The sequence below is a fragment of the Streptococcus mitis genome (assembly GCF_047460035.1).
GTDB classification, from domain to species: Bacteria; Bacillota; Bacilli; order Lactobacillales; family Streptococcaceae; genus Streptococcus; species Streptococcus mitis_DW.
The window spans coordinates 1-20,334 of record NZ_JASHHB010000005.1 but is presented as its reverse complement, the minus strand read 5'-3'; the positions used below and the strand labels follow the sequence as shown (position 1 = coordinate 20,334).

The 20,334-nt window shown below is 42.1% G+C and carries 17 protein-coding genes and 1 tRNA gene; 14 read left to right on the top strand and 4 right to left on the bottom strand.

The features are described from left to right. The first annotated feature begins 13 nt into the window (after nt 1-13). The 5 genes from QM956_RS05230 to QM956_RS05210 all read left to right on the top strand — a co-directional run bounded on the left by QM956_RS05230 (nt 14) and on the right by QM956_RS05210 (nt 4,262). Nucleotides 14-925 carry a DMT family transporter gene (locus QM956_RS05230; protein WP_414302295.1) on the top strand — a complete coding sequence of 304 codons (912 nt, stop codon included), beginning with the start codon at nt 14-16 and terminating at the stop codon, nt 923-925. Nucleotides 926-1,153: 228 nt separating this feature from the next. Beyond that, the gene (dapD, locus tag QM956_RS05225; RefSeq protein WP_049511636.1) at nt 1,154-1,852 is read left to right on the top strand and encodes a 2,3,4,5-tetrahydropyridine-2,6-dicarboxylate N-acetyltransferase; all 699 of its coding nucleotides are present in this window, start codon (nt 1,154-1,156) and stop codon (nt 1,850-1,852) included. Nucleotides 1,853-1,919: 67 nt separating this feature from the next. Then, nucleotides 1,920-3,050: an N-acetyldiaminopimelate deacetylase gene (locus QM956_RS05220; RefSeq protein WP_414302294.1), complete on the top strand. Its 1,131-nt coding sequence runs from the start codon at nt 1,920-1,922 to the stop codon at nt 3,048-3,050. Between the two features lie 11 nt (nt 3,051-3,061). Continuing rightward, nucleotides 3,062-3,601 carry a 5-formyltetrahydrofolate cyclo-ligase gene (locus tag QM956_RS05215; RefSeq protein ID WP_045610951.1) on the top strand — a complete coding sequence of 180 codons (540 nt, stop codon included), beginning with the start codon at nt 3,062-3,064 and terminating at the stop codon, nt 3,599-3,601. Next, nucleotides 3,585-4,262, top strand: coding sequence for a rhomboid family intramembrane serine protease (locus QM956_RS05210; RefSeq protein WP_414302293.1), 678 nt, complete (start codon nt 3,585-3,587; stop codon nt 4,260-4,262). The genes QM956_RS05215 and QM956_RS05210 overlap by 17 nt, the downstream gene beginning before the upstream one ends. A gap of 171 nt (nt 4,263-4,433) precedes the next feature. Here the strand turns inward: QM956_RS05210 and galU are convergent, their stop codons facing one another. The 4 genes from galU to argS form a co-directional block, all read right to left on the bottom strand. Beyond that, entirely contained in the window at nt 4,434-5,333 is a 900-nt protein-coding gene (gene galU, locus QM956_RS05205; RefSeq protein WP_261009424.1) for a UTP--glucose-1-phosphate uridylyltransferase GalU, read from the bottom strand. Between the two features lie 21 nt (nt 5,334-5,354). Then, a complete protein-coding gene (locus tag QM956_RS05200; protein ID WP_020903403.1) occupies nt 5,355-6,371 on the bottom strand; it encodes an NAD(P)H-dependent glycerol-3-phosphate dehydrogenase in 1,017 nt (338 codons plus the stop codon). 168 nt (nt 6,372-6,539) lie between these two features. Then, nucleotides 6,540-6,785, bottom strand: a complete 246-nt coding sequence (locus QM956_RS05195) for a hypothetical protein (protein ID WP_061589638.1) — start codon at nt 6,783-6,785, stop codon at nt 6,540-6,542. A 302-nt stretch (nt 6,786-7,087) separates the two neighbouring features. After that, complete coding sequence (gene argS, locus QM956_RS05190) at nt 7,088-8,779, bottom strand: arginine--tRNA ligase (RefSeq protein ID WP_203180036.1); 1,692 nt, start codon at nt 8,777-8,779, stop codon at nt 7,088-7,090. A 135-nt stretch (nt 8,780-8,914) separates the two neighbouring features. On the opposite strand from argS, the gene argR reads away from it, so the two are divergent. From argR to QM956_RS05145, 9 genes are all read left to right on the top strand, one after another. Next, nucleotides 8,915-9,361, top strand: coding sequence for an arginine repressor (gene argR / locus QM956_RS05185; RefSeq protein WP_001231476.1), 447 nt, complete (start codon nt 8,915-8,917; stop codon nt 9,359-9,361). Nucleotides 9,362-9,411: 50 nt separating this feature from the next. Beyond that, the gene (mutS, locus tag QM956_RS05180) at nt 9,412-11,946 is read left to right on the top strand and encodes a DNA mismatch repair protein MutS (protein ID WP_261014976.1); all 2,535 of its coding nucleotides are present in this window, start codon (nt 9,412-9,414) and stop codon (nt 11,944-11,946) included. A 146-nt stretch (nt 11,947-12,092) separates the two neighbouring features. Continuing rightward, on the top strand, nt 12,093-13,799 hold the full coding sequence (gene patA / locus QM956_RS05175) for a multidrug efflux ABC transporter subunit PatA (protein ID WP_414302292.1): 1,707 nt from the start codon (nt 12,093-12,095) through the stop codon (nt 13,797-13,799). Nucleotide 13,800: 1 nt separating this feature from the next. After that, nucleotides 13,801-15,567: a multidrug efflux ABC transporter subunit PatB gene (patB, locus tag QM956_RS05170; RefSeq protein WP_049502276.1), complete on the top strand. Its 1,767-nt coding sequence runs from the start codon at nt 13,801-13,803 to the stop codon at nt 15,565-15,567. A gap of 137 nt (nt 15,568-15,704) precedes the next feature. Next, entirely contained in the window at nt 15,705-16,394 is a 690-nt protein-coding gene (locus tag QM956_RS05165) for a gamma-glutamyl-gamma-aminobutyrate hydrolase family protein (protein WP_000124770.1), read from the top strand. Nucleotides 16,395-16,563: 169 nt separating this feature from the next. After that, nucleotides 16,564-17,913 (top strand): glucose-6-phosphate isomerase, encoded by a 1,350-nt coding sequence (locus tag QM956_RS05160; RefSeq protein ID WP_000018268.1) that lies wholly within the window; start codon nt 16,564-16,566, stop codon nt 17,911-17,913. Between the two features lie 127 nt (nt 17,914-18,040). Further along, on the top strand, nt 18,041-19,501 hold the full coding sequence (gene gltX / locus QM956_RS05155) for a glutamate--tRNA ligase (protein WP_000031049.1): 1,461 nt from the start codon (nt 18,041-18,043) through the stop codon (nt 19,499-19,501). A gap of 13 nt (nt 19,502-19,514) precedes the next feature. Continuing rightward, nucleotides 19,515-19,949: a cytidine deaminase family protein gene (locus QM956_RS05150; protein WP_084887259.1), complete on the top strand. Its 435-nt coding sequence runs from the start codon at nt 19,515-19,517 to the stop codon at nt 19,947-19,949. A gap of 110 nt (nt 19,950-20,059) precedes the next feature. Beyond that, nucleotides 20,060-20,131: transfer RNA gene (locus QM956_RS05145), tRNA-Glu, on the top strand. The last annotated feature ends 203 nt before the right edge of the window (nt 20,132-20,334 follow it).

Here is a 20,334-nt window from a genome sequence, read left to right as displayed (position 1 = left end):
TTACAATAAAGGTATGAATCAGTATCAGAAAAAGATTGTTAAAGGAACCATTTATTCGCTTCTATCAGGCTTAATCTGGGGAATCTGTGGGATTTTAGGAGAATATTTCTTTACTCATTATCAGGTGTCCTCTGGTTGGCTTACCTCTATGCGATTGACACTAGCAGGAAGTCTTGTACTCATTTGGTCTGCAATGCAATTAAAATCGCAAGTGCTAGATATCTGGCGAGACAAGAAAAATTACCTGCCCTTTTTGGCCTATGCTATTTTGGGAATTTTCTCAGTCCAGTATTTTTTCTATCTCTGCGTAGAATACTCAAATGCTGCGACAGCAACTATTTTACAGTTTATTAGCCCTGTCTTTATCCTCTTTTACAATCGCTTAATTTATAAAAAACGAGCGTCAAAAAGTGCTATTTTCTATGTTTTGATTGCCATGCTGGGCGTTTGCCTGATGGCGACAAAGGGAGATCTCTCTCAATTATCCATGACGCCGCTAGCTCTTATAACAGGTCTGCTGAGTGCCATGGGGGTTATGTTTAATGTTATCCTACCTCAGCCTTTTGCTAAGCGTTATGGTTTTGTTCCCACCGTTGGGTGGGGGATGATTTTGGCCGGTTTATTTAGCAATGTCCTCTCGCCGGTTTATCAGCTTTCCTTTACTCTTGATATTTGGAGTATCTTGATTTGTCTCATTATCGCTTTCTTTGGGACGGCTTTTGCCTTTTTTATTTCCATGAAGGCTGTTTCCTTGGTTTCTCCTTTGGTGGTTTCCGTTATCAGTGCCAGTGAACCTCTCTCTTCTGCCCTTTTGAGTGTTTTATTTTTAGGCTTGGTAGTGGATTGGTCCCTTCTTCTAGCTATGGCCTTGATTATTTTGCCCATGATTTTCCTATCGGTAGAAGAAGCGAAAGAAAGTGAATAAAAAGTCTTTTCTTAATTCTAAAAGTGTGCTATACTAGAATAGTCAATAAAACACGGGGAGATAGTTGTGAAGAGTGTTTTTAGGTTGTATCGGTAGGGGCTTGCTTTTACCGACAGCACGTTTTATCTCACATCCCTAAAAATCATACCTAAAAACAAACAAAAAGGCTTCAAATTTGAGGCCTTTTTTGGTAGAATAGGTATCATTAAAATGAACTAGGAGGCGCCTATGACTGCCACAAAAATGAACGCTCAAGAAATTATCCAATTTATCGCCAATGCTGAAAAGAAAACCAGTGTTAAAGTAACCTTTGAGGGAGAACTCGCAACCGCTGTACCTGGATCTGTTGTTAAACTAGGAAATGTCCTATTTGGAGACTGGAAAGATGTGGCTCCTCTTCTCGATGGTTTGGTAGAAAATCAAGATTATGTTGTCGAGCAAGATGCTCGTAATTCTGCAGTTCCTTTGCTAGATAAACGTGCTATCAATGCTCGTATCGAACCAGGTGCTATTATCCGTGACCAAGTTGAAATTGGTGACAATGCTGTTATCATGATGGGAGCTGTTATCAATATCGGTGCTGAAATTGGTGCAGGAACTATGATTGACATGGGGGCTATCCTTGGTGGCCGTGCCATCGTTGGGAAAAACAGTCACGTTGGTGCAGGTGCGGTTCTTGCAGGTGTGATTGAGCCAGCTAGCGCAGAACCAGTCCGTGTTGGAGACAATGTTCTCATCGGTGCCAATGCAGTAGTTATCGAAGGAGTCCAAATCGGTAGTGGTTCAGTCGTTGCGGCAGGAGCTATTGTTACCCAAGATGTCCCAGAAAACGTGGTAGTAGCAGGTGTTCCAGCTCGTATTATCAAAGAGATTGATGCCCAAACCCAACAAAAAACAGCGCTAGAGGATGCGCTTCGTACCTTGTAATTGTAAAAGAAAAATAGAGGCGGAACCCTTCTTCCAGCCTCTTTCTGCTATATCGGAGGATAGATAGATGTTAGATTTGATTCAGACTAGACGAGATTTGCACCAGATTCCAGAGATTGGCTTGGAGGAGTTTAAGACTCATGCTTATTTGCTGGATGTGATTGAAAAATTGACTGTAGGTAAGGATTTTGTCCAAATTCGAACTTGGCGGACAGGGATTTTGGTTTATTTGCAGGGAAGTCAACCAGAGCGAACCATTGGTTGGCGAACAGATATTGATGGCCTGCCTATCGTCGAACAAACAGACCTTCCTTTCGCTTCTCAACATCAAGGTCGTATGCACGCTTGTGGCCATGATTTCCACATGACTATTGCCTTGGGCTGTCTAGAGCGCGCCCTTGAAGAGCAACCCAAGAATAATCTGCTCTTTCTGTTTCAACCTGCTGAAGAAAATGAAGCAGGTGGTATGCTTATGTATGAGGACGGGGCTTTTGGAGATTGGCTACCAGATCAATTTTATGGCCTTCATGTTAGGCCAGATTTGAAGGTTGGTCAGATTGCGACCAATACTCATACACTCTTTGCAGGGACTTGTGAGGTGAAGATCCGTTTCAAAGGCAAAGGTGGCCACGCAGCCTTTCCACATGAAGCTAATGACGCCTTGGTGGCTGCTAGTTACTTTGTGACCCAAGTACAGTCAGTTGTCAGCCGCAATGTTAATCCAATCGAGGGAGCAGTGGTGACTTTTGGCGTTTTTCAGGCTGGAACAACCAACAATGTTATAACAGACACAGCCTTTTTGCATGGAACTATTCGGGCCTTGACTCAGGACATGAGTCTCTTGGTACAAAAGCGGGTCAAAACAGTTGCAGAAGGAGTTGCAGCTGCCTTTGGTATGGAAGTCGAAGTGGAACTCAAACAAGGTGGTTACCTGCCTGTTGAGAACCATCCAGCCTTGGCGCGTGAACTGATGGACTTCTTTGAAGAAAAAGAGGGAATCGAGTTGATTGATATCGAACCTGCTATGACAGGTGAGGACTTTGGTTATCTCCTTTCAAAGGTTAATGGCGTTATGTTTTGGCTAGGTATCGATAGTCCCTACGCCCTTCATCACCCTCAGATGAGTCCCAAGGAAGAGGCATTAGCTATTGGGGTGGATGCGGTCTCTAGTTTCCTGAAAAAGAAGGCAGCAGAGTAGAGGGGTTGTCTATGAAATCGGAATTACGGAAGCAAGTCTTACAAGAAATGAAGGCTTTATCTCGAGAGCAAAAACAGTTTATAGACCAAGCTTTAACTGAGCGACTTTTACAACACCCCTTTTACCAAGAAGCCGAGGTCATCGCAACCTATCTTTCTTTTTCTCATGAGTTTCAAACGCAGGAACTGATTGAGCAGGCGCTGAAGGACGGCAAGAAGGTTCTGATACCCAAAACCTATCCCAAGGGGCGCATGGACTTTGTGGTCTATGATCCACAGCAGTTGGTAAAAACTTCCTTTGGATTACTGGAACCACAGGGAGATTTGGAAGTAGTGGATGCTTCTCAGATTGATTTGATTCATGTTCCTGGTCTGGCTTTTACGACGGAAGGATATCGGATAGGATACGGTGGAGGTTATTATGACCGCTATCTGGAACATTTTTCTGGTCATACTTTGAGTACGGTTTATCCTTGTCAAATTCAGGACTTTATCTCTGAAAATCATGATATTCCTGTTCAGGAGGTACTGATTGATGAAGGAAATCTTTGATAGACGTTACCCTGTGACGAGTTTCTTTCTCTTAGTGACGGCCTTGGTATTTCTACTAATGTTGGTGAGCACAGGCGGAAACTTTGACAGGGCAGACACATTATTTCGATTTGGAGCTATGTATGGACCAGCTATTCGCCTCTTTCCTGAGCAGATTTGGCGTCTCTTTTCTGCCATTTTTGTTCATATTGGGTGGGAGCATTTCATTGTTAATATGCTTTCGCTCTATTATCTTGGTAGGCAAGTAGAGGAAATTTTCGGATCCAAGAAGTTTTTCTTTCTCTATCTTTTATCAGGAATGATGGGCAATCTCTTTGTTTTTGTATTTAGTCCCAAATCCTTAGCAGCAGGAGCCTCTACCTCTCTTTATGGGCTATTTGCTGCGATTATCATTCTTCGCTATGCAACGCGTAATCCTTATATCCAACAGCTAGGGCAATCTTATCTGACACTTTTTGTGGTTAACATTATTGGAAGTGTTCTGATTCCAGGAATCAGCCTAGCAGGCCATATCGGGGGAGCAGTTGGTGGAGCATTTCTAGCAATTATCTTTCCAGTCCGAGGAGAAAGACGGATGTATAGTAGCAGCCAGAGGTTAGGAGCGGTAGTGTTATTCGTAGGACTCGCAGTGTTACTTTTCTATAAGGGAATGGGGTTGTGAGAGCTTATAATAATAGTTGTGTAATGAAAAAAGATAAGGTATTTTTGAACCTTATCTTTTTTTGTTTTATACTCAATGAAAATCAAAGAGCAAACTAGGAAGTTAACTGCAGGCTGTACTTGAGTACGGCAAGGTGAAGCTAACGTGGTTTGAAGAGATTTTCGAAGAGTATTATTCCTTCTCAGCTAATTCTTTTCCCAGTTGGATGAGGTAATCTTTCAAGTCATCTTTGACTTGTGGGTGCTTGAGGGCGTAGTCAATAGACGTTTTCATAAAGCCAAACTTATCCCCAACGTCGTAACGAGCTCCTGTAAATTCACGGGCAAAAACACGCTGTGTTTTATTGAGCGTATCGATCGCATCGGTAAGCTGGATTTCATTTCCAGCACCAGGAGCTTGCTTTTCGAGAATATCAAAAATTTCCGGTGTCAGAAGATAGCGACCGATAATAGCTAAATCACTTGGAGCATCTTCTGGAGCTGGTTTTTCTACGAAAGTTTCAACGCTATAGAGTCCATTGATCCCTTCTCCTTGAGGAGCGATGACTCCATATGATGAAACGTCTTCGTGTGGTACGGGCATGACAGCAATGGTTGATGCGTGTGTCTTTTCGTAATCATTCATCAGTTGTTTTGTCAAAGGAACGGCGTCCTTGTTTGTGATGTCCATAAGATCATCACCCAGCATAACAACGAAGGGTTCATTCCCTACAAAAGCTTTTGCTTGTAAGACAGCGTCTCCAAGACCACGAGGGTGAGTTTGGCGGATGAAATGAAGGCGCATACCAGTTGCTTCATCTACCAATTTCAATAGATCTGTTTTGCCTTTTTCTTTGAGATTGTACTCAAGCTCAAAGTTTGAGTCAAAGTGGTCTTCAATAGAACGTTTTGATTTACCAGTGACAACCAGAATATCTTCAATACCTGATTTAAGAGCTTCTTCTACGATAAATTGGATAGTTGGTTTGTCCACAATTGGCAACATCTCTTTAGCAAGTGCTTTGGTTGCTGGTAAAAATCGAGTTCCAAGTCCAGCGGCAGGGATGACTGCCTTTCTAACTTTTGATGTCATAAGAATCCTTTCTCTAGAGGGTTAAGACCACTCATTTTCTGCTTTAAATTCATTGTTCATGATGTCGTAAATGGCATCTTTAATATTGGTTCCGTGGTAAATAACTTGGTAAATGGCTTGTGTAATTGGCATATAGACTCCAAGTTCTTGCGCTAGTTCATAGGCTGCTCGAGTTGTTGAGATTCCTTCAATCACCATGCCCATATTGGCTTCGATATCAGCTAGAGATTCTCCACGACCAAGAGCATCTCCGGCTCTCCAGTTACGAGAGTGGATGGAGGTTCCCGTTACGATCAAGTCTCCTACACCGGATAAGCCACTATAGGTCAATGGACTGGCCCCAAGTGCTACTCCTAGGCGGGTAATTTCTGCCAAGCCTCGAGCGATGATGGCTGCCTTGGCATTGTCACCAAATCCCAAACCATGTAAAGCTCCAGCACCGACAGCAATAATATTTTTAAGAGCACCAGCAGTTTCAACTCCGATAACATCCGTATTGGTATAAAGTCGAAAGTAGTGATTACTAAAGAGTTCCTGAACATATTGAGCTGTTTGTAAATCTTTAGAAGCAGCAGTGATTAAAGTCAGGTCACGTACAATGGTTTCTTCCGCATGACTAGGTCCTGAAACAACGACAATATCACTGCGGAGATGTTCAGGAATTTCTTCTTCAAGGATAGTTGATAATCGTTTATGGCTATCAGGCTCTAATCCCTTTGATGCGTGCATGATGATAGCCTTATGGTCTAAGGTTTTTGCAACTTGTTGGGCAACAAGTCGTGTCACTTTTGTTGGGACAACAAACAAAATCGCATCTACATCTTTTAATGCCTCTGCTAAGTCAGTGTAGGCAATGATATTTTCATCTAGAACGACATCTTTAAAGTAGTGCTTGTTAGTATGATAGGTATTAATTTCATTGATTTGCTCGGGAAGATTTCCCCAAATACGTACCTCGTGTCCATTGTCATTTAAGACTTGTGAAAGGGCAGTTCCCCAAGAACCAGGCCCCAAGACGGCGACGGTTTGTTTTTCCATGTTTTCCTCCTTGATAGAGTTCTCTTTTTATTTTATCACATTCTAGGGGATTTTGCACTTGCATTGCTAGGGAGTGGTGGCTTTGTTGCTTGAAAAATATACAAAAACCGAGCCTAAGTATTAAACTCTCAGGCTCGGTTTTGATATTCGTTAAAAGAATAGCTCGGTTTATTTCAATTGATCTGTAATGTCTTTTGATAGCAACATTCCCAGATGATAAGTTTTATTGATGTAAGCAATGACATCATTGATATTTTCAGTCGTGTGAATTTTCTCTTTGATGTTAGACCTGAATGTTTCATCCTTTAAAAGTTGTTCTTGGTAGAGTTTTTGCAGTCTCTCCTTCTCGTACTTATTGAGCAGAAAAAGGAACACCAAGCTAATTACAACTAGGATATAAGCATATTGGCTCATAGAATATCTCCCTGTATGATAAAGAAGTAATAGTGAATAAATCGATTTAGTGGATCTAAAATAGCAGAACAAGTCAGCAAAACTTGATAAGATTTTTGATAGACCTATAAACCTAATTACGTATAGGATTTGGTCTTAGTTACTTAGACTGTTTTACAATCAAGTAACTTGAAGATTACGACATGAACCAAACCAAATCGATATTATTTGGTTTGGTGAATTAGTGAAGCGTTTAAGCAATTCGCCATATAGCGATTGCCGTCAAGAGACTAGGAACTTTAGTTCCAGTCTCTTGTAACGATTTACATCTTCTCTGGCGCTTCTACTCCAAGCAAGCGAAGGGCTTCTTTGAGAACGACTGCAGTTGCGTAGCTGAGAGCTAGACGGCTGTCGCGTTCTGGGCTATCATCCAAGATACGTGTATGTGCATAGTACTTGTTGAAGGCTTGAGCCAGGCTAATTGCAAATTTAGCAATGATAGAAGGTTCAAAGTTATCCGCCGCACGGTTGATAATACGTGGGAAGTCTTGGATTAGTTTGATGATTTCCCAACTTTCAGCATCATTCAAGCTATAGTTGCCAACTGTTTCTGGTTTGAAATCCGCTTTGCGTAAGATAGATTGGATACGAGCGTAGGCGTATTGAACATAAGGTCCAGTTTCACCCTCGAAGGATACCATAGCTTCTAGGTCGAAGTCGTATCCATTTGTACGGTCGGTCTTGAGGTCATAGAATTTAATGGCTCCAACCCCAACAGCATGTGCTACCTGGTCTTTGTTTTCAAGTTCAGGATTTTTTGCTTCAATTTGGGCTTTGGCACGACTAACGGCCTCTGCAACAGTAGGCTCTAGCAAGATGACATTCCCTTTACGAGTAGAGAGTTTTTTCCCTTCTTTTGTAACTAAACCAAAAGGAACGTGAGTAATGTCGTCACTCCAATTGTAGCCCATCTCTTGCAAGACAGCTTTGAGCTGTTTAAAGTGGGCAGATTGCTCTTGACCAACTACGTAGATAGATTTAGCAAATTGGTATTCGTTTTTACGGTAAAGAGCTGCAGCCAAGTCACGTGTGATGTAGAGAGTTGCACCATCAGATTTTTTGATAAGGGCTGGATGTTCAATTCCATATTTCTCAAGATTCACAACTTGGGCACCTTCTGATTCAACAAGAAGGCCTTTTTCAGAAAGAATGTCTACAACTGCATCCATCTTATCGTTGTAGAAGGCTTCTCCATTGTAGCTGTCAAATTCAACCTGCAATTCATTGTAGAGGCGGTTAAATTCCACCAAACTTTCATCACGGAACCATTGCCAAAGTGCGAGAGCTTCCTCGTCTCCATTTTCAAGTTTACGGAACCATTCGCGTGCTTCTTCATCCAAGCTAGGGTCGTTTTCAGCTTCAGCATTGATGCGGACATAGAGTTTAAGAAGTTCATCGATTGGATGAGCTTTTACAGCTTCTTCGTCTCCCCATTTTTTGTAGGCAACAATCAGCATCCCAAACTGTTTACCCCAGTCTCCCAAGTGGTTGACCTTGACCGTTTGATAACCGATTTTTTGGAAAATATGTGATAAGCTATCTCCGATAACAGTTGAGCGTAGGTGGCCAATAGAAAATGGTTTAGCGATATTGGGACTAGACATGTCGATAACAACATTTTCTTGTTTGCCAATAGTTTGGTCAGCATAATGTTCTTTTTCAGTGATAACAGCTTGCAATACTTGAGCAGAAATGGCAGATTTATCAAGGAAAAAGTTAACGTAAGGTCCTGTTGCAACAACCTTTTCAAAGGCTTGGCTGTCAATTTTTTCAGCCAGTTCAGCAGCAATCATTTGAGGTGCTTTACGTTCGACTTTTGCAAGTGAAAAAGCAGGGAAAGCGATGTCTCCCATTTCTGAGTTTTTAGGGGTTTCCAGTAAATTTAAAATAGCCTCTTGGTCCAGGCTATCAATGACGCTAGCCAACTCGCTAGCAATCAATTCTTTTGTATTCATTAAGAGCTCCTTTTTGGACTTTTCTACTATTTTATCACAATTTTAAAGAAAGAAGAAAAAATTTTTGAAATCTCCTATTTTTTTGGTATAATATAGTTATAAAATTAGTTATAAATATGCATATAAGAGGATTTTATGAGAAAAAGAGATCGTCATCAGTTAATAAAAAAAATGATTACTGAGGAGAAATTAAGTACACAAAAAGAAATTCAAGATCGGTTGGAGGCGCACAATGTTTTTGTGACGCAGACAACCCTGTCTCGTGATTTGCGCGAAATCGGCTTGACCAAGGTCAAGAAAAATGATATGGTGTATTATGTACTAGCAAATGAGACAGAAAAGATTGATTTGGTTGAATTTTTGTCTCATCATTTAGAAGGTGTTGCAAGAGCAGAGTTTACCTTGGTACTTCATACCAAATTGGGAGAAGCCTCTGTTTTGGCAAATATTGTAGATGCAAACAAGGATGAATGGATTTTAGGAACAGTTGCTGGTGCCAATACCTTATTGGTTATTTGTCGAGACCAGCACGTTGCCAAACTCATGGAAGATCGTTTGCTAGATTTGATGAAAGATAAGTAAGGTCTTGAGAGTCGCTCTCAAGACTTATTTTTGACAAGGAGAGACGGAAAATGGCGACAGAGAAGCTATCACCCGGCATGCAACAGTATGTGGATATTAAAAAGCAATATCCAGATGCGTTTTTGCTCTTTCGGATGGGTGATTTTTATGAATTATTTTATGAGGATGCGGTCAATGCTGCGCAGATTCTGGAAATTTCCTTAACGAGTCGCAACAAGAATGCCGACAATCCGATTCCTATGGCGGGTGTCCCCTATCATTCTGCCCAGCAGTATATCGATGTCTTGATTGAGCAGGGCTATAAGGTAGCTATCGCAGAGCAGATGGAAGATCCTAAACAAGCAGTTGGGGTTGTGAAACGAGAGGTTGTTCAGGTCATTACGCCAGGGACAGTGGTCGATAGCAGTAAGCCAGACAGTCAGAACAACTTCTTGGTTGCTATAGATCGAGATGGCAATCAATTTGGCTTAGCTTATATGGACCTGGTGACGGGTGACTTTTATGTGACAGGTCTTTTGGATTTCACGCTGGTTTGTGGGGAAATCCGTAATCTCAAGGCGCGAGAAGTGGTGCTGGGTTATGACTTGTCTGAGGAAGAAGAACAAATCCTCAGTCGTCAGATGAATCTGGTGCTTTCATATGAAAAAGAAGGCTTTGAAGACCTTCATTTACTGGATTCACGATTGGCATCTGTGGAGCAAGCGGCATCTAGTAAATTGCTCCAGTATGTTCATCGAACTCAGATGAGGGAATTGAACCACCTCAAGCCTGTTATCCGCTATGAAATCAAGGATTTCTTGCAGATGGATTATGCGACCAAGGCTAGTCTGGATTTGGTTGAGAATGCTCGTTCAGGAAAGAAGCAAGGTAGTCTTTTCTGGCTTTTGGATGAAACCAAGACGGCTATGGGAATGCGGCTCTTGCGGTCTTGGATCCATCGTCCCTTGATTGATAAGGAACGAATCGTCCAACGTCAAGAAGTGGTGCAGGTCTTCCTCGACCATTTCTTTGAGCGTAGTGATTTGACAGACAGTCTCAAGGGTGTCTATGATATCGAACGCTTGGCTAGTCGTGTTTCTTTTGGTAAAACCAATCCCAAGGATCTCTTGCAGTTGGCGACCACCTTATCCAGTGTGCCACGGATTCGTGCGATTTTAGAAGGGATGGAGCAACCTGCTCTAGCTTATCTCATCGCACAATTGGATGGAATCCCTGAGTTGGAGAGTTTGATTAGCGCAGCGATTGCTCCTGAAGCTCCTCATGTGATTACAGATGGAGGAATCATTCGGACTGGATTTGATGAGACTTTAGACAAGTACCGTCGCGTTCTCAGAGAAGGGACTAGCTGGATTGCTGAGATTGAGGCTAAGGAGCGAGAAAATTCTGGTATCAGCACGCTCAAGATTGACTACAATAAAAAGGATGGCTACTATTTCCATGTGACCAATTCTCAACTGGGAAATGTGCCCGCTCACTTTTTCCGCAAGGCGACGCTGAAAAACTCGGAACGCTTTGGAACCGAAGAATTAGCCCGTATCGAGGGAGATATGCTGGAGGCGCGTGAGAAGTCAGCTAACCTAGAGTATGAAATTTTTATGCGTATTCGTGAAGAGGTCAGCAAGTACATCCAACGTTTACAAGCTCTAGCCCAAGGAATTGCGACAGTTGATGTCTTACAGAGTCTAGCAGTTGTGGCTGAAACCCAGCATTTGATTCGACCTGAATTCGGAGATGATTCGCGAATTGATATCCAGAAAGGGCGTCATGCTGTCGTTGAAAAGGTTATGGGGGCTCAGACCTATATTCCAAATACGATTCAGATGGCAGAAGATACCAGTATTCAACTGATTACAGGGCCCAACATGAGCGGAAAGTCAACCTATATGCGTCAGTTAGCCATGACGGCGGTTATGGCCCAGATGGGGTCTTATGTGCCAGCAGAAAGCGCCCATTTACCGATTTTTGATGCGATTTTTACCCGTATCGGAGCAGCAGATGACTTGGTTTCAGGTCAATCAACCTTCATGGTAGAGATGATGGAGGCTAACAATGCCATTTCGCATGCGACCAAAAATTCCTTGATTCTTTTTGATGAGTTAGGTCGTGGAACTGCAACTTATGACGGGATGGCTCTTGCTCAGTCCATCATCGAATACATCCATGAGCACATAGGAGCCAAGACCCTCTTTGCGACCCACTACCATGAGTTGACTAGTCTGGAGTCTAGTTTACAACATTTGGTCAATGTCCACGTGGCAACTTTGGAGCAGGATGGGCAGGTTACCTTCCTTCACAAGATTGAACCAGGTCCAGCTGATAAATCCTACGGTATCCATGTTGCCAAGATTGCTGGCTTACCAGCAGACCTTTTAGCAAGGGCGGATAAGATTTTGACTCAGTTAGAGAGTCAGGATACAGAAAGTCCTGCTCCAATGAGGCAAACAAGTTCCGTCTCAGAACAAATTTCACTCTTTGATAGGGCAGAAGAACATCCTATCCTAGCAGAATTATCTAAACTGGACATTTACAACATGACACCTATGCAGGCTATGAATGTCTTAGTAGAGTTAAAACAGAAACTATAAATCCAAGAATTGCTGATCATTCTAGCTGTATCAAGGATACTTCTTTGACAAGTCCCCACTTTTTTGCTAGAATAACATCACACAAACAGAATGAGAAGGAGCTGACACATTGTCGCTCCCTTTTGTCTATTTTTTAAGGAGAAAGTATGCTGATTCAGAAAATAAAAACCTACAAGTGGCAGGCCTTGGCTTCGCTCCTGATGACAGGCTTGATGGTTGCTAGTTCACTTTTGCAACCGCGTTATCTGCAGGAAGTCTTAGACGCCCTCCTTACTGGAAAATATGAAGCTATTTATAGTATCGGGGCTTGGTTGATTGGTGTGGCCGTGGTCGGTCTGGTTGCTGGTGGCCTCAATGTTGTCCTTGCAGCCTATATTGCCCAAGGAGTTTCATCTGACCTTCGAGAGGATGCCTTCCGTAAAATCCAAACCTTTTCTTATGCCAATATTGAACAATTTAATGCGGGAAATCTAGTCGTTCGAATGACAAATGATATCAACCAGATTCAGAACGTCGTCATGATGACCTTCCAAATTCTTTTCAGACTTCCCCTCTTATTCATCGGTTCGTTTATCCTGGCGGTTCAAACCTTACCTTCACTGTGGTGGGTGATTGTTCTCATGGTAGTCTTGATTTTTGGTTTGACTGCTGTCATGATGGGAATGATGGGGCCTCGTTTTGCCAAGTTTCAAACCCTGCTTGAACGCATCAATGCCATTGCCAAGGAAAATCTGCGTGGCGTTCGCGTGGTCAAGTCCTTTGTCCAAGAAAAAGAGCAGTTTGCTAAGTTTACAGAGGTCTCAGACGAGCTTCTTGGTCAAAACCTTTACATTGGTTATGCCTTTTCAGTAGTGGAACCCTTTATGATGTTAGTCGGCTACGGGACGGTTTTCCTCTCTATTTGGCTAGTTGCAGGAATGGTTCAGTCGGATCCGTCAGTTGTTGGCTCCATTGCTTCCTTTGTCAATTACCTAAGCCAGATTATCTTTACCATTGTCATGGTTGGATTTTTGGGAAATTCTGTCAGTCGTGCTATGATTTCTATGCGTCGTATTCGAGAAATTCTTGACGCAGAGCCAGCCATGACCTTCAAGGAAGTCCCAGATGAAGAGTTGGTCGGAAGTCTTAGCTTTGAAAATGTGACCTTTACCTATCCAATGGACAAGGAACCGATGCTGAAAGATGTGAGCTTTACTATTGAACCTGGTCAAATGGTTGGTGTAGTTGGAGCGACTGGTGCAGGAAAATCAACCTTGGCTCAATTGATTCCACGTCTCTTTGACCCACAGGAAGGGGCTATCAAAATCGGAGGCAAGGATATTCGCGAAGTGAGTGAAGGAACCCTGCGTAAAACAGTTTCTATCGTTCTTCAACGTGCCATTCTCTTCAGTGGAACGATTGCAGACAACTTGAGACAGGGTAAGGGAGATGCTACTCTATTTGAAATGGAACGCGCAGCTAATATTGCCCAGGCTAGTGAATTCATTCATCGTATGGAGAAAACCTTTGAAAGTCCAGTTGAGGAAAGGGGAACCAATTTCTCTGGTGGGCAAAAGCAAAGGATGTCGATTGCTCGTGGAATTGTCAGCAATCCGCGTATTCTGATTTTTGACGATTCAACCTCGGCCTTGGATGCCAAGTCAGAGCGCCTGGTCCAAGAAGCCTTGAATAAGGACTTGAAGGGAACAACAACCATTATCATCGCTCAAAAGATTAGCTCGGTTGTTCATGCAGATAAAATCTTGGTTCTAGATCAAGGACGATTGATTGGTCAAGGTACGCATGCAGACTTGGTTACCAACAATGCCGTTTACCGTGAAATCTATGAAACACAGAAAGGAAAGGAGGAGTAAAATGAAGACAGTTCAATTTTTTTGGAATTATTTTAAAGTCTATAAGTTATCATTTGTAGTTGTTATCCTGATGATTGTTCTGGCAACTCTTGCCCAAGCCCTCTTTCCGGTCTTTTCTGGACAAGCAGTGACGCAGCTAGCTAATTTAGTTCAAGCTTATCAAAATGGCAATCCAGAACTTGTTTGGCAAAGCCTATCAGGAATCATGGTCAATCTTGGTCTGCTAGTTTTGGTTCTATTTATCTCCAGTGTGATATACATGTGTCTCATGACGCGCGTGATTGCAGAATCGACCAACGAGATGCGCAAAGGCCTCTTTGGCAAGCTTGCTCGGTTGACTGTTTCTTTCTTTGACCGCCGACAAGATGGCGATATCCTGTCTCGTTTTACCAGTGATTTGGATAATATCCTCCAAGCTTTTAACGAAAGCTTGATTCAGGTCATGAGCAACATCGTTCTATACATTGGTCTGATTCTTGTCATGTTTTCGAGAAATGTGACGCTGGCCCTCATCACTATTGCCAGTACACCAGTGGCCTTTCTCATGCTGATTTTTATCGTGAAAATGGCACGGAAATATACCAACCTCCAGCAGAAAGAGGTAGGGAAGCTCAATGCCTATATGGATGAAAGTATCTCAGGTCAAAAAGCCGTGATTGTGCAAGGTATTCAAGAGGATATGATGGCAGGATTTCTTGAACAAAATGAGCGCGTGCGCAAGGCAACCTTTAAAGGAAGAATGTTCTCAGGAATTCTTTTCCCTGTCATGAATGGGATGAGTCTGGTCAACACAGCCATCGTCATCTTTGCTGGTTCAGCTGTACTTTTGAATGATAAGTCTATTGAAACAAGTACAGCCCTAGGTTTGATTGTTATGTTTGCCCAATTTTCACAGCAGTACTACCAGCCTATTATTCAAGTTGCGGCAAGTTGGGGAAGCCTTCAGTTAGCCTTTACAGGTGCTGAACGGATTCAGGAAATGTTTGATGCAGAGGAAGAAATTCGACCTAAAAATGCTCCGACCTTCACTCAGTTGCAAGAAGGTGTTGAAATTAGTCATATTGATTTTTCATACTTGCCTGATAAACCCATTTTGAAAGATGTCAGCATTTCTGCTCCTAAAGGCCAGATGACAGCGGTTGTTGGTCCGACTGGGTCAGGGAAAACGACTATTATGAACCTCATCAATCGCTTTTATGATGTTAATGCTGGTGGGATTTATTTTGACGGTAAAGACATCCGTGACTATGATTTAGATAGTCTCAGAAGCAAGGTGGGAATTGTCTTGCAAGATTCGGTCTTGTTTAGCGGAACGATTCGAGACAATATCCGTTTTGGTGTGCCAGATGCTAGTCAAGAAATGGTTGAGGCAGCAGCCAAGGCAACCCATATTCACGACTACATCGAAAGCTTGCCTGATAAGTACGATACTCTTATAGATGATGACCAGAGCATCTTCTCGACAGGACAAAAGCAATTGATTTCTATCGCTCGAACCCTGATGACAGATCCAGAGGTTCTCATTCTCGATGAAGCCACTTCGAACGTAGATACTGTGACAGAAAGCAAGATTCAGCATGCCATGGAGGCGGTTGTAGCAGGCAGAACTAGTTTCGTCATTGCCCATCGTTTGAAGACTATCCTCAATGCAGACCAGATTATTGTCCTTAAAGATGGAGAAGTCATTGAACGCGGTAGCCACCATGAACTCTTGAAACTGGGTGGCTTCTATTCAGAACTCTATCACAATCAATTTGTTTTTGAATAAGAAAAAAGTTGTCCCCTTGGGCAGCTTTTTCTTGTCCATAAAAAATATTTATCACAGCCTTAAAAAAAACATATTAGACGAAAGTCATTTTGAGTGATATGATAAGACTATCGTTAACATTCGAAAGGAGAGGCATCATGGCTAGAACGGTTGTAGGAGTTGCTGCAAATCTATGTCCCGTAGACGCAGAGGGCAAAAACATTCATTCATCTGTATCTTGTAGATTCGCAGAGAGCATTCGTCAAGTCGGTGGTCTCCCTTTAGTCATTCCTGTTGGTGATGAGTCAGTTGTTCGCGATTATGTAGAAATGATTGACAAACTTATCTTGACAGGCGGTCAAAATGTCCATCCTCAGTTTTATGGAGAGAAAAAGACCATCGAGAGTGATGATTACAACCTAGTGCGTGACGAATTTGAATTGGCGCTCTTGAAAGAAGCGCTTCGTCAGAATAAACCAATCATGGCAATCTGTCGCGGTGTCCAACTTGTCAATGTTGCCTTTGGGGGAACTCTCAATCAAGAAATCGAAGGCCACTGGCAAGGACTACCTTTCGGGACATCTCATTCTATTGAGACAGTAGAAGGAAGTGTGGTGGCTAAGTTATTTGGAAAAGAAAGTCAAGTTAATTCCGTTCATCGTCAGAGTATTAAAGATTTGGCACCTAATTTCCGTGTAACTGCTATTGACCCAAGAGACCAGACCATCGAAGCGATTGAGTCTATCGATGAGCACCGCATTATTGGTTTGCAGTGGCATCCAGAGTTTCTGGTTAATGAAGAAGATGGCAATTTAGAATTATTTGAGTATTTATTGAATGAACTGTAACGACTGGAACATCTAGTCGTTCTTTCTTTTATTTTTTCAAAATTTTTGGAATGTGGGATTTTTACGCAAACGTTTGAATTCTGATAAAAATTGGAGAAATTCGACAAAAAACTTGAAAAAAACGAAGGTAAGCGTTATGATAGAAAAGAAGAAATATTGGAGGAATAACATGTCACATATTAAATTTGATTATTCAAAAGTTTTAGACAAATTTGTTGCACCACATGAAGTGGAATACATGCAATCACAAGTAACAGCAGCAGATGAATTGATCCGTAAAGGAACTGGTGCTGGTAGCGACTTCTTGGGATGGTTGGACCTTCCTGAAAACTATGACCGCGAAGAATTTGACCGCATCTTGAAAGCTGCTGAGCAAATCAAATCAGACAGCGATGTTTTGGTTGTAATCGGTATCGGTGGATCTTACCTTGGTGCGAAAGCAGCAATCGACTTCTTGAACCACCACTTTGCAAACTTGCAAACAAAAGAAGAACGCAAGGCTCCACAAATCCTTTACGCAGGAAACTCAATCTCATCTACTTACCTTGCTGACTTGGTAGAGTACGTAGCTGACAAAGACTTCTCGGTAAACGTGATTTCTAAATCAGGTACAACAACTGAACCAGCTATCGCTTTCCGTGTCTTCAAAGAACTTTTGGTTAAGAAATACGGTCAAGAAGAAGCAAACAAACGTATCTATGCAACAACTGACCGCCAAAAAGGCGCTGTTAAGGTTGAAGCAGATGCTAACGGTTGGGAAACATTTGTTGTTCCAGATGATATCGGTGGACGCTTCTCAGTATTGACAGCCGTTGGTTTGCTTCCAATCGCAGCATCAGGAGCTGACATCAAAGCCCTTATGGAAGGTGCGAATGCAGCTCGCAAAGACTACACTTCAGATAAAATCTCTGAAAACGAAGCTTACCAATACGCAGCAGTTCGTAACATCCTTTACCGTAAAGGCTATGCAACTGAGATCTTGGTAAACTACGAGCCATCACTTCAATACTTCTCAGAATGGTGGAAACAATTGGCTGGTGAATCAGAAGGAAAAGACCAAAAAGGTATCTACCCAACTTCAGCCAACTTCTCAACTGACTTGCACTCACTTGGTCAATTTATCCAAGAAGGAACTCGTATCATGTTTGAAACAGTTGTCCGTGTTGACAAACCTCGTAAAAACGTGATTATCCCTAGCTTGGAAGAAGACCTTGATGGACTTGGTTACCTTCAAGGAAAAGACGTTGACTTTGTAAACAAAAAAGCAACTGACGGTGTTCTTCTTGCCCACACAGACGGTGATGTACCAAACATGTACGTGACTCTTCCAGAGCAAGATGCTTTCACTCTTGGTTACACAATCTACTTCTTCGAATTGGCTATCGCTCTTTCAGGTTACTTGAATGCTATCAACCCATTTGACCAACCAGGTGTTGAAGCTTACAAACGTAACATGTTTGCCCTTCTTGGAAAACCAGGATTTGAAGAATTGAGCAAAGAACTTAACGCACGTCTATAATAGAAGAAAAGAGTGGCTTGTCCACTCTTTTTACTCTCTTTATCCATAGAAATTGGCCTCAGCCAAGACTTGTGATATAATATAGAGAGCAAAAAGGCAGACGCCTAGAGACTTTATAGGAGAAACTATGTCAAAAGATATCCGCGTACGTTACGCACCAAGTCCAACAGGACTACTACACATCGGGAATGCCCGTACAGCATTGTTCAACTACCTTTACGCACGTCATCATGGTGGAACTTTTATTATCCGTATCGAAGATACTGACCGTAAACGCCATGTCGAAGATGGTGAACGTTCACAACTTGAAAACCTTCGTTGGTTAGGTATGGATTGGGATGAAAGCCCAGAAACACATGAAAATTACCGCCAGTCTGAGCGTTTGGACTTGTATCAAAAATTCATCGATCAATTGCTAGTTGAAGGAAAAGCCTACAAATCTTACGTTACAGAAGAAGAGTTGGCAACTGAACGCGAACGCCAAGAAGCAGCTGGTGAAACACCTCGCTACATTAACGAATACCTTGGTATGAGTGAAGAAGAAAAAGCAGCTTACATCGCAGAACGTGAAGCAGCTGGTATCATTCCAACAGTTCGTTTGGCGGTCAATGAGTCAGGTATCTACAAGTGGCATGATATGGTTAAAGGTGATATCGAATTTGAAGGTGGCAATATTGGTGGTGACTGGGTTATCCAAAAGAAAGACGGTTACCCAACTTACAACTTTGCCGTTGTCATCGATGACCATGATATGCAAATTTCTCACGTAATCCGTGGAGATGACCACATTGCTAATACACCAAAACAGCTTATGGTCTATGAAGCACTTGGTTGGGAAGCTCCAGAGTTCGGTCATATGACCTTGATTATCAACTCTGAAACTGGGAAAAAATTGTCTAAACGTGACACCAACACCCTTCAGTTTATCGAAGACTACCGTAAAAAAGGTTATTTACCAGAAGCAGTCTTTAACTTTATTGCTCTTCTTGGTTGGAACCCAGGTGGCGAAGATGAAATCTTCTCTCGTGAAGAACTCATTAAACTTTTCGATGAAAACCGCCTGAGCAAGTCTCCAGCAGCCTTTGACCAGAAAAAACTCGACTGGATGAGCAATGATTATATCAAGAATGCAGACCTAGAAACTATCTTTGAAATGGCAAAACCATTCTTAGAGGAAGCAGGCCGTTTAACTGACAAGGCTGAAAAATTAGTTGAGCTCTATAAACCACAAATGAAATCAGTAGATGAGATTATCCCATTGACAGATCTCTTCTTCTCAGATTTTCCAGAATTGACAGAAGCAGAGCGCGAAGTCATGGCGGGAGAAACAGTCCCAACAGTTCTTGAAGCCTTCAAAGCAAAACTTGAAGCGATGACAGATGATGAATTTGTAACAGAGAATATCTTCCCACAAATCAAAGCTGTTCAAAAAGAAACAGGTATCAAAGGGAAAAATCTCTTCATGCCAATTCGCATCGCAGTTTCAGGTGAAATGCATGGACCAGAATTGCCAGATACTATCTTCTTGTTAGGCCGTGAAAAATCAATCCAGCATATCGAAAACATGCTAAAAGAAATCTCTAAATAAAAAGGATGCAACAATGGACATCTGGGAAAAGATGTACGAAGAAGCACAGAAGCTATACGATCCACATGAAGTATCTGATTTTGTTTACGCTAACCATGTTGTGGCCGCAGTAGAAGCAGAAGATGGACAAATATTTACAGGTTTCTGTATGGAGGGAACCTGTGGTGTTTTCCATCTCTGCGCAGAGCGGGCGGCTCTCTTCAATATGTACCAATTTTCAGGACAAACTAAGGTTAAAAAAGTATTAGCCTTTCGAGAGCAACCACCTTATGGTGGAAGTTCGGGTATGCCTTGTGGCGCATGCAGAGAGTTCCTCTTAGAGTTGAACGCTGAAAATAAAGATGCAGAATTCATGATGGACTACGATACAAGAAAGACGGTGAAAGTCGCAGAACTAATCCCATATTGGTGGGGAGAAGAACGTGCTTCTAAGTTTAATAATCAATAGAAGAGTCAGTATAATTCTGGCTCTTTTTACTTAATTTGAAAAAAACAGAAAAAGTAGTTGACAAAGTTTGAAAAGTCTGTATAATAGTAAGAGTTGAAAATAACAGCTCTGGTCCGTTGGTCAAGGGGTTAAGACACCGCCTTTTCACGGCGGTAACACGGGTTCGAATCCCGTACGGACTATGGTATGTTGCAGATGGAACACTTGATGAAAAAAAGATTAAAAAAGTTTCAAAAAAGTGTTGACAAGCAAAAGCGACTGTGATATACTAATATAGTTGTCGCTTGAGAGAAGCGAGTGACAAAGACCTTTGAAAACTGAACAAGACGAACCAATGTGCAGGGCACTACAACTAAGGTTGTAGTACTGAACAATGAAAAAAACA

Bases quoted from the DNA above. Each gene is read 5' to 3' on its own strand.
- QM956_RS05230 (WP_414302295.1), top strand. From the start codon at position 14: ATGAATCAGTATCAGAAAAAGATTGTTAAAGGAACCATTTATTCGCTT.
- dapD (WP_049511636.1), top strand. From the start codon at position 1,154: ATGACTGCCACAAAAATGAACGCTCAAGAAATTATCCAATTTATCGCC.
- QM956_RS05220 (WP_414302294.1), top strand. From the start codon at position 1,920: ATGTTAGATTTGATTCAGACTAGACGAGATTTGCACCAGATTCCAGAG.
- QM956_RS05215 (WP_045610951.1), top strand. From the start codon at position 3,062: ATGAAATCGGAATTACGGAAGCAAGTCTTACAAGAAATGAAGGCTTTA.
- QM956_RS05210 (WP_414302293.1), top strand. From the start codon at position 3,585: ATGAAGGAAATCTTTGATAGACGTTACCCTGTGACGAGTTTCTTTCTC.
- galU (WP_261009424.1), bottom strand. From the start codon at position 5,333: ATGACATCAAAAGTTAGAAAGGCAGTCATCCCTGCCGCTGGACTTGGA.
- QM956_RS05200 (WP_020903403.1), bottom strand. From the start codon at position 6,371: ATGGAAAAACAAACCGTCGCCGTCTTGGGGCCTGGTTCTTGGGGAACT.
- QM956_RS05195 (WP_061589638.1), bottom strand. From the start codon at position 6,785: ATGAGCCAATATGCTTATATCCTAGTTGTAATTAGCTTGGTGTTCCTT.
- argS (WP_203180036.1), bottom strand. From the start codon at position 8,779: ATGAATACAAAAGAATTGATTGCTAGCGAGTTGGCTAGCGTCATTGAT.
- argR (WP_001231476.1), top strand. From the start codon at position 8,915: ATGAGAAAAAGAGATCGTCATCAGTTAATAAAAAAAATGATTACTGAG.
- mutS (WP_261014976.1), top strand. From the start codon at position 9,412: ATGGCGACAGAGAAGCTATCACCCGGCATGCAACAGTATGTGGATATT.
- patA (WP_414302292.1), top strand. From the start codon at position 12,093: ATGCTGATTCAGAAAATAAAAACCTACAAGTGGCAGGCCTTGGCTTCG.
- patB (WP_049502276.1), top strand. From the start codon at position 13,801: ATGAAGACAGTTCAATTTTTTTGGAATTATTTTAAAGTCTATAAGTTA.
- QM956_RS05165 (WP_000124770.1), top strand. From the start codon at position 15,705: ATGGCTAGAACGGTTGTAGGAGTTGCTGCAAATCTATGTCCCGTAGAC.
- QM956_RS05160 (WP_000018268.1), top strand. From the start codon at position 16,564: ATGTCACATATTAAATTTGATTATTCAAAAGTTTTAGACAAATTTGTT.
- gltX (WP_000031049.1), top strand. From the start codon at position 18,041: ATGTCAAAAGATATCCGCGTACGTTACGCACCAAGTCCAACAGGACTA.
- QM956_RS05150 (WP_084887259.1), top strand. From the start codon at position 19,515: ATGGACATCTGGGAAAAGATGTACGAAGAAGCACAGAAGCTATACGAT.